The organism is Frankia canadensis, from assembly GCF_900197875.1.
GTDB lineage: Bacteria > Actinomycetota > Actinomycetes > Frankiales > Frankiaceae > Frankia > Frankia canadensis.
In genome coordinates, this window is sequence record NZ_FZMO01000338.1 from 1 (window position 1) to 3,189 (window position 3,189).

The window sequence follows — 3,189 nt, forward strand, 5'->3', positions numbered from 1 at the left end:
GCCGATGCCGACCGCCGCGGCCGAACCCCGCAGCTCCCATGGCCCCCGCGCCGCGGCGGTCGGGATCGGCAGGGCGTCCCCCTCCCCGGCCAGCCCGGCCGGCCCGCGCCCCCCGGAGCACCGGTACCCGCCGGAGGTCTGGCTTCGGCGGCCGGAGCCGCTCCCGCCCAGCCGACCGCGGCGCTGCACTGCTGCCTGGACGCACCGCCCCTGGCCGATCCGACCGCCGGCCCCACCACGCGTGCCTGACCGGCTCCGACATCGGCGGCGGCCGAGTTCTGTCGGAGGGGGCCTCTAGGGTGCTGGCCGTCGGGCACCATGCCGGGCCCGGCCCCGGATCGGGCCGCGGTGAGAGCGGCCCCGAGCGAAAGGGTTCCCCATGCCCACCATCACGCCGTGTCTGTGGTTCGACGACCAGGGCGAGCAGGCCGCACAGCTCTACACCTCGCTGATCCCGAACTCGCGGATCACGAACGTCACCCGGTACGGTCCGGGCTCGCCGGGACCCGAGGGCGCGGTGATGACCGTCGAGTTCGAGCTGGATGGCACGTCGTACGTCGCGCTCAACGGCGGGCCCGTGTTCCCGCAGACGGAGGCGTTCTCCCTGCAGGTCCACTGCGCGTCCCAGGAGGAGGTGGACCGCTACTGGGACAGCCTGATCGCGGACGGCGGCTCGGAGAGCCAGTGCGGCTGGCTCAAGGACCGGTTCGGCGTGTCCTGGCAGATCGTCCCGACGGCGCTCGGCGACCTGCTCGGCGACCCGGATCCCGAGCGGGCGCGGCGGGCCATGGAGGCGATGCTGAGCATGAAGAAGATCGACATCGCCGAGATCGCCCGCGCCGCGGCGGGAGATCAGCCCGGCTAGGATCAGCGCGGTGGTCCGCATCCTCGTCGTCGGCGCGTCCGGTTCCGGCAAGACGACGCTCGCCCGGCGCCTCGCCGCCGAGATGGCCGTCCCGCACATCGAGCTGGACGCTCTCCAGCACGGTCCGGGCTGGACTCCACGGCCGACCTTCGTCGCCGATGTCACCGCGGCGGTCGCGGCGCCGGCCTGGGTCGTCGACGGCAACTACTCGGCCGTCCAGGAGCTCGTCTGGGCCAGGGCGGACACGGTGGTCTGGCTGGATCTGCCCCGCTGGCTGGTCGAGTGGCGGGTGGTGCGACGCACGGCCGGTCGGCTGGTGCTGCGCAGGCGGCTGTGGAACGGCAACCGGGAACGGTGGCGCGACGTGCCGCGTGCCGACCATCCGATCCGCTGGTCATGGCGCAAGCACGCCGAGTACCGCGTCCGGTACGCCGAGCGGTTCGCCACCGAGCCGGCGGAGCGCGCGTGTGTGCGACTCCGCGGCCGCGCCGAGGTGGCGGCCTGGTCAGCAGTCGAGGACGGCGTAGGTGTCGAGGTCCTCGGTGGCGGTCACGCAGCGCCGTAGCAGGGTTTCGATCAGCTCACGGTTGTACATGACCGTGGGGGTGACGACCCAGGTGAACATGCCCCAGATCATCTGCTGGCGGTAGTGCCGCCAGGCGTCGTCCCAGACGGGCGGCTCGACGCCCCGCGCCCGCAGCTCGTCGAGGTAGTGGCGCAGCAGGTCCTGCTCGCGGGCGCGCCGCTCGGAGATGTCGAGCGCGGTCACCACCGCGTAGGCGACGTCGTTCGCCCAGGTGGCGATCCGCATGAGCTGCCAGTCGATCAGGCCGAAGCGACCGTCCGGCAGCTGGTAGGTGTTGCCGATGTGGACGTCGCCGTGAATGACCGTGCGCGGCTCGGTGTCGTTCGCCACCTGCAACGCGCGGAAGGCCCGCGCCATCCGCTCGCGCGGATGACGGGCGAGGTCGAGCACCTGCGGCTTGTACTCCTCGGTCAGGCCGAAGTCGAAGGCGGCGACGCCGTCCGGCGCGAGATACCAGTTCGACGACGGGCCGCGGCGGGCGGTCTCCAGCCAGTCGAACCGCTTCTCCAGATCGGGCTGCCCCCAGTACTCGGCGTGCATCGCGGCGAGGGTGCTCATCAGGGGAGCGAGGTCGTCCGCGGACGTGCTCGACAGGGCGCTCGGGAAAGCGGCGTCACGCCCCGCGAGATCCTCGATGGCCACCGCGAACCGCCTGGTCACCTCGTCGACGACGAGGCCGAAGACCTGCGGCGTCTCGTAGCGGGCGTGCTGCCGGAAATGCTCGTAGTAGCGGACCTCGGTGAGGTACATGCTCGGGTCGGTCACGAGCATCCGCTGCGTGAGCGAGGTCTTGAGGAACATCGCCTCCGGCAGGCCGGCGTCGTGGCCGGCCGCGTACCGCAGCCGCAGTCGCAGCCGGGTCGCCGCGCCCTGCGTACGCTCGGTGATCTCGATGTCGTCCACCCGTACGTCGGGGTGCTCCACCGCGAGGAAGCCGGTGAGCCACTCGGGCGTGACATGTTCGATGCGCACGGGCGCGACGGGCATAAAAAGATCATCTCCTACCGGGACGGCGCGACGTGTACGTTTATAGCCCGTCCGCGCCGGCGGCGCCCGTGTCCGCGGACGCGGGCTCAGCCCTGATCAGGGCGCTGCGCACCGCGACGGCGACGATCTCGCCGCGCTGGTTGCGGGCCGTGTGCTCGAAGGTGACCACGCCCTCGCCGGGACGGCTGCGGGAGCGGCGCCTGGCGAGCACGACCGTCTCGGCGTACAGGGTGTCGCCGTGGAACACCGGCGCCGGGAAGCGGATCTCCCCGAAGCCGAGGTTGGCCACGGTCGTGCCCTGGGTGAGCTGGTTGACGGACAGGCCGACCAGCGTCGACAGCGTGAACATGCTGTTGACCAGACGGGTGCCGAACGGCTGCGTCGCACTCCACGCCTCGTCGAGGTGCAGCGCCTGCGGGTTCATCGTCAGGGTGCTGAACAGCGTGTTGTCGGCCTCGCCGACGGTCCGGCCCGGCCCGTGGGTGTAGACGACGTCGGTCTCCAGCTCGTCGAACCACAGCCCCCGCTGCTCGACGACGCGCCGCGACGGCGCCGCCTGCGCGCCGGCCACGGCCTCACTCGGATCGTCACCCGCGCCCGGCGGCGTCGCCGTGACGGAACCCGCCATCGCCTGTCTCCCTCGTCCACCTGCCGCCCGCAACCCGCCGCGGCGATGTCGGGGCGATGTCGGGGCGAGCACCGGACGCTAACACGGCCCGCCCGGGGCAGGGGGCGGACCGGCAGCGTCGGG

5 protein-coding genes are annotated in these 3,189 nt (G+C 72.4%); 2 read left to right on the forward strand and 3 right to left on the reverse strand.

Features of this window, described 5'->3' with window-relative positions; genetic code table 11:
• On the reverse strand, window positions 1-189 hold a 189-nt coding region (locus C1A33_RS35940), incomplete at its 3' end, for a hypothetical protein (protein WP_207770449.1).
• A gap of 190 nt (window positions 190-379) precedes the next feature.
• On the opposite strand from C1A33_RS35940, the gene C1A33_RS23055 reads away from it, so the two are divergent.
• The gene (locus tag C1A33_RS23055; protein ID WP_101833454.1) at window positions 380-865 is read left to right on the forward strand and encodes a VOC family protein; all 486 of its coding nucleotides are present in this window, start codon (window positions 380-382) and stop codon (window positions 863-865) included.
• Window positions 866-875: 10 nt separating this feature from the next.
• Complete coding sequence (locus tag C1A33_RS23060) at window positions 876-1,430, forward strand: AAA family ATPase (protein WP_101833455.1); 555 nt, start codon at window positions 876-878, stop codon at window positions 1,428-1,430.
• Here the strand turns inward: C1A33_RS23060 and C1A33_RS23065 are convergent.
• Window positions 1,371-2,438 carry a phosphotransferase gene (locus tag C1A33_RS23065; protein WP_101833456.1) on the reverse strand — a complete coding sequence of 356 codons (1,068 nt, stop codon included), beginning with the start codon at window positions 2,436-2,438 and terminating at the stop codon, window positions 1,371-1,373. The genes C1A33_RS23060 and C1A33_RS23065 overlap by 60 nt on opposite strands.
• 40 nt (window positions 2,439-2,478) lie before the next feature.
• A complete protein-coding gene (locus C1A33_RS23070) occupies window positions 2,479-3,066 on the reverse strand; it encodes a MaoC family dehydratase (protein ID WP_101833457.1) in 588 nt (195 codons plus the stop codon).
• Window positions 3,067-3,189 lie beyond the last annotated feature (123 nt).

Coding starts and splice junctions, on each gene's coding strand:
- C1A33_RS23055 (WP_101833454.1), top strand. CDS start 380: ATGCCCACCATCACGCCGTGTCTGTGGTTCGACGACCAGGGCGAGCAG.
- C1A33_RS23065 (WP_101833456.1), bottom strand. CDS start 2,438: ATGCCCGTCGCGCCCGTGCGCATCGAACATGTCACGCCCGAGTGGCTC.
- C1A33_RS23070 (WP_101833457.1), bottom strand. CDS start 3,066: ATGGCGGGTTCCGTCACGGCGACGCCGCCGGGCGCGGGTGACGATCCG.